Annotated in this window: 5 protein-coding genes; 3 read left to right on the forward strand and 2 right to left on the reverse strand. The window is 66.4% G+C overall.

What is annotated here, in order from left to right:
- Positions 1 to 77: 77 nt before the first annotated feature.
- From ACR2JI_RS15710 to ACR2JI_RS15720, 3 genes are all read left to right on the forward strand, one after another.
- Positions 78 to 476, forward strand: coding sequence for a hypothetical protein (locus ACR2JI_RS15710; RefSeq protein WP_526391605.1), 399 nt, complete (start codon positions 78 to 80; stop codon positions 474 to 476).
- Between the two features lie 29 nt (positions 477 to 505).
- On the forward strand, positions 506 to 1,258 hold the full coding sequence (locus ACR2JI_RS15715) for an enoyl-CoA hydratase (RefSeq protein WP_526391607.1): 753 nt from the start codon (positions 506 to 508) through the stop codon (positions 1,256 to 1,258).
- Between the two features lie 84 nt (positions 1,259 to 1,342).
- Positions 1,343 to 3,028, forward strand: a complete 1,686-nt coding sequence (locus ACR2JI_RS15720; protein WP_526391609.1) for a DUF1214 domain-containing protein — start codon at positions 1,343 to 1,345, stop codon at positions 3,026 to 3,028.
- A gap of 29 nt (positions 3,029 to 3,057) precedes the next feature.
- On the opposite strand, the gene ACR2JI_RS15725 is transcribed toward ACR2JI_RS15720, so the two are convergent.
- Together ACR2JI_RS15725 and ACR2JI_RS15730 are read right to left on the reverse strand one after the other, a co-directional pair.
- Positions 3,058 to 4,221: an acyl-CoA dehydrogenase family protein gene (locus ACR2JI_RS15725; protein ID WP_526391611.1), complete on the reverse strand. Its 1,164-nt coding sequence runs from the start codon at positions 4,219 to 4,221 to the stop codon at positions 3,058 to 3,060.
- A partial coding sequence (locus tag ACR2JI_RS15730) for an acyl-CoA carboxylase biotin carboxyl carrier protein subunit (RefSeq protein WP_526391613.1) occupies positions 4,218 to 4,665 on the reverse strand: 448 nt, incomplete at its 5' end. The genes ACR2JI_RS15730 and ACR2JI_RS15725, both read right to left, overlap by 4 nt.

The raw sequence follows: 4,665 nt of genomic DNA on the forward strand, positions 1-4,665 counted from the left end.
AGCAGACGGTTCGGTGCGAAAATTCATCGACACGGGCTTCAGCCCAGTTTCGTGTCCTTAACCCGGGGGGGTCTTTCATGTCCATTGCGGAACACACAGTTGTCGGGGCCGTCAATAACTTCGTGGCGATGGCCCAGGACGCTGAACTACGACACGCGTCGATCATGGTTTACCTCCGCACGATCCTGACCGACATCACGCCGGCCGACCTGACCACTGCAGAGACCGGGGTGCTGATCGACACCCTCAAGCCCGCATACCGCCGGCTCACCGAGGCCGCCCCCGGCCGGCTGGTCCCACGGATCGTGCAGCTGAGCGAGATCCTCAAGCGGGTCGCCCCCGCGGATTTGTTCGCCACTGAAGCGCTGACGTTTCTGACCCTGCTGATCCCCGTCCACTCCCGGGTGATCACCGCGCGAGCCGGCGGCGCAAACGGGCAGCCACTACAGCGGTTGCGACTCGCCGCATTCGAGTGACGTCCGGCTTCCGGCTAGCCTGACTTCTCGTGAGCGAACTGGTTCTCTATGACGTCCGTGACCGCGTCGCGCTGATCACGGTCAACGATCCCGACCGGCGCAACGCCGTCACCGATGCGATGTCAGCCCAACTGCATGACGCGGTCCGCGCCGCCGAGGGCGACGCCGGTGTGCACGCCGTCGTCGTCACCGGCGCCGGCAAGGCATTCTGCGCCGGGGCCGACCTGTCCGCACTGGGCGCGGCCGCACGCGAGGGACTGGAACGAATCTACGCGGGATTCATGGCCGTGGGCCGGTGCACACTGCCGACCATCGCCGCGGTCAACGGAGCGGCCGTCGGCGCCGGATTGAACCTGGCCCTGGCAGCCGACGTCCGCATCGCCGGACCGCATGCCATGTTCGACCCCCGCTTCCAGAAGCTGGGGATCCATCCCGGCGGCGGCGCGACCTGGATGCTGCAGCGGGCCGTCGGGCCCGAGGTTGCCCGGGCGGCACTGTTGTTTGGGATGAGCTTCGACGCCGAGTCCGCCGTCCGGCACCGGTTGGCGCTGCGAGTCGCCGACGACCCGGTGGCCGCCGCGCTGGAACTGGCCGCCGGGCCGGCCGCTGCCCCCCGCGAGGTGGTGCTGGCCACCAAGGCCTCGATGCGGGCCACCGCGATACCGGGCTTCAACGACGTCGCGCACCACGAGGCGGCCAAGGACATCGAACTGGGACCTCAAGCCGCCTCGGTGGAGTCCCCCGAGTTCAAAGCCCGTTTGGCGGCCGCCAAACGGCGCTGATCCGGATTGCCGGCGATGTAGCGTCTGTGATGCCGGCCACATCGACAGTGGTCTTCTTCTCGTCCTTGATCCGTAGGAGGCCCGATGCGTCCATCGACCGAGAAGTCCCCGGCCGGGTACTCCAGGTACGTCGGCCGGGTCGGCGCACTGGCAATCTTCCTCGGAGTCGGAACCACGCTCGGTATGGCGACCGCGTCTGCTGACAGCGACGGCACCTCGCCTTCCCGCGCTTCGGCGAGTGTGTCCTCGAGTTCTTCGGCGCACCCGACGAGCGGACGGGGTGCGCACGCCCAGGCGACTATCAACCGGACGGCCACCAACCGGACGGCCGCGGCATACACGCGACGGGCATCCGTCGCAGCATCAGTCGCGCCCAGCAATCAGGTCAGCCCACTGGGCACTCCGGCACAGATCAGCCGTGAGAGCATCGCCATGAACACCGCCGCAACATTGCCGGTGGCGGTGATGAAACTCATTCTGCGGCAGGGCTTTCTGGCTGCCGCCAATCAGCAGTTCGCGCTCGTCGGCGGTCCCGATACGGCGAACCTGCAAGCACTGGACAACGCGGTCGACGAGTACGCTCTCGCGTCGGCGTTTTCTGAGCAGATCCTCAACCCGATGGATCCCGTGGTGGTGACCCAGGTCGCGGCCCCGCACAGCTGGTACGGACTCGATGTCGGCGGCTCGCGACTGCTCTACGACAACCCCGACACCATCTACCGCTTCATCCCGGTGAACAAGACCTCGGAGTACGTGCTGACCGGCAGGCTCTACGAAGGCATCCCGGCAGACACCACTTTCAGTGTGCTGGAGGGAACCTCGGGGAAGACGTCGTCGATCCTGACGCTGGCCGACCTCGATGTCAGCCCGGACGGCTCGTTCGTGATCACCGTCAGTGGCGAGGCCGCAGCACCCGGACAGACCAACCATCTACAGCTGACCTCGAACTCAACCCTGATCGCCGCCCGAAACACCCTGGGCGACTGGGTCGCCGAGGAACCGATGGCGCTTGACGTTCACCGGGTCAGCGGCCCGCCGAACAGTCTGTTCGCCCAACTCGGCGGGTTTGTGCTGCTCGGCTCGGTGGTCAATGACAACCCGCTGCTGGCCTCGCTCGCATCGCTGATTCCGCCGCTGGCCATCGCGGAGGCGCCGTTGGTGCGGGGTGCGCTGACCGCGCTGCTGATGGTCGTACGGGGGGCCAATCAGGAGGCCAAGTACATGGCGCTGGCCACCACCGACCCCGCCACCGGGCAACTCAGGGCACCCAACGTGATGACCGAACCGGCCAGCAACGCCGAATTCCTGGCCAACCAGCTGCAGAGCAACGGCTACTTCCAACTCGCCGACGACGAGGCACTGGTTCTGACCATCGACCCGGCCAGCGCCGGATTCTTCAACGCGCCGGTCTATAACGACTGGACGATCACCGATGACTACTGGAACCAGCAGACGAGCCTGAACAATGACCAGGCCGTGGCCAACCCGGACGGCACCTACACCCTGGTGGTATCGCCGACCGATCCCGGCGTGGCCAACTGGGTGTCCACCGGCGGGCTGAACCAGGGAATCATCTCGATGCGGTTCCAGAAGGTCACGGACCCCGAACTGAACGCTCCCACCGTGGCCTCCGAGGTGGTCTCGATCGACCAACTCGGAACAGTCCTGCCGGGCACCACCGTGTACGTCACCGCGGATGAGCGCGCGGCACAGCTGACCGCCCGCCTTCTCGGGTACAACAAGCGCTACGCGCCCTACCCCCAGCCCTGAGAACTAGCTCTGAGAACTAGCTCTAGGAACTACCGCAGCCCGATTTCCCGCGCGATCAGCATCAGCTGCACTTCGGTTGTGCCCTCGCCGATTTCGAGGATCTTGCTGTCCCGGTAGTGCCGAGCCACCGGGTACTCGTTCATGAAGCCGTACCCGCCGTGCACCTGGGTGGCGTCACGGGCGTTGTCCATGGCGGCCTCGCTCGCGACGAGTTTGGCGATCGCGGCCTGCTTCTTGAACGGCTTGCCGGCAAGCATCAGCGCGGCGGCGTCGTAGTAGGCGGTTCGGGCGGCGTGTGCGCGGGCCTCCATCCGGGCGATCTTGAACTCGATGGCCTGATAGTGGGCGATGGGATTGCCGAAGGCCGCGCGCTCTCGCGCGTAGCGAACCGATTCGTCGACGCATCCCTGCGCAGCACCCACCGCGAGCGCGGCGATGGCGATCCGGCCTTCGTCGAGGATCTGCAGGAAGTTCGCATAGCCACGGCCACGCTCCCCCAGCAGGTTCTCCTCCGGAACCCGGACGTCGTCGAAGGTCAACGGGTGGGTGTCGGAGGCGTTCCAGCCGACCTTGTCGTAGGCCGGTTCGGCGGTGAATCCCGGCGTGGGCACCGGCACCAGTAGCGCGGAGATCTCCCGCCGGTCCCCAACCGTGCCGGTGACCGCCGTGACGGTGACCAGGCGGGTGATGTCGGTTCCGGAGTTGGTGATGAACTGCTTGGAGCCGTTGATGACCCACTCACCGCCCTCAAGTTTCGCGGTGGTCTTGGTGGCGCCCGCGTCGGTGCCGCCGCCGGCTTCGGTCAACCCGAACGCACCCAGTGCCGCCCCACTGGTGAGCAGTGGCAGCCACTCCTGCTTCTGCGCTTCGGTACCGAACCGGTAGACCGGCATGGCGCCCAGGGATACGCCGCCCTCGAGGGTGATGGCGACGCTCTGGTCCACCTTGCCGAGTTCCTCAAGGGCCAGGCACAGCGCGAAGTAGTCGCCACCCATACCGCCGTACTCCTCGGGAAAGGGCAGGCCGAACAACCCCATATCGGCCATCCCCGCGACGATCTCGTAGGGGAAGGAGTGGTCGGCATCGTGTTTGGCCGACACCGGGGCGACGACCTCGCGGGCGAAGTCGCGCACCGTTTCCGCCAGCTGGCGGTATTCATCGGGAAGTGTTCCGGTGGAGAGAAATTCGCTCATGACTGAACCCCTTCTACGTTGGCGGCAATACGCGCCAATGGCTGTCCTACCTTGACCTGATCGCCAACAGCGACGAGTAGTTGCACCACACCGGCCACCGGTGAGCGCAGCGAATGTTCCATCTTCATGGCCTCGACGGCGACGACGGCGGTGCCGGTCTCGACCGCGTCACCGTCTGTGACGCCGATGGCCACCACGGTTCCGGGCATCGGGCTGGTCAGTTCGGCGTCACCGCTGTGCGCGTCATCGGGCCGCACCGGACCCTCGGTGAGTTCTTCGAACATCATGGTTCGACCGCCACCGGCCAGCCAGATCTGATCATCGACACCGGCCGCGGCGTACTCCAGTCCGGTGCCGTCGATGGTGACCAGCATCGCCCCGGATGCCAACTGCCCTGTGAGAGAGCGGGTCTCGCCATCCTCCACCCGAACCTGCGCGCCCTGC

The organism is Mycobacterium sp. (assembly GCF_051006775.1).
Classification (GTDB): domain Bacteria; phylum Actinomycetota; class Actinomycetes; order Mycobacteriales; family Mycobacteriaceae; genus Mycobacterium.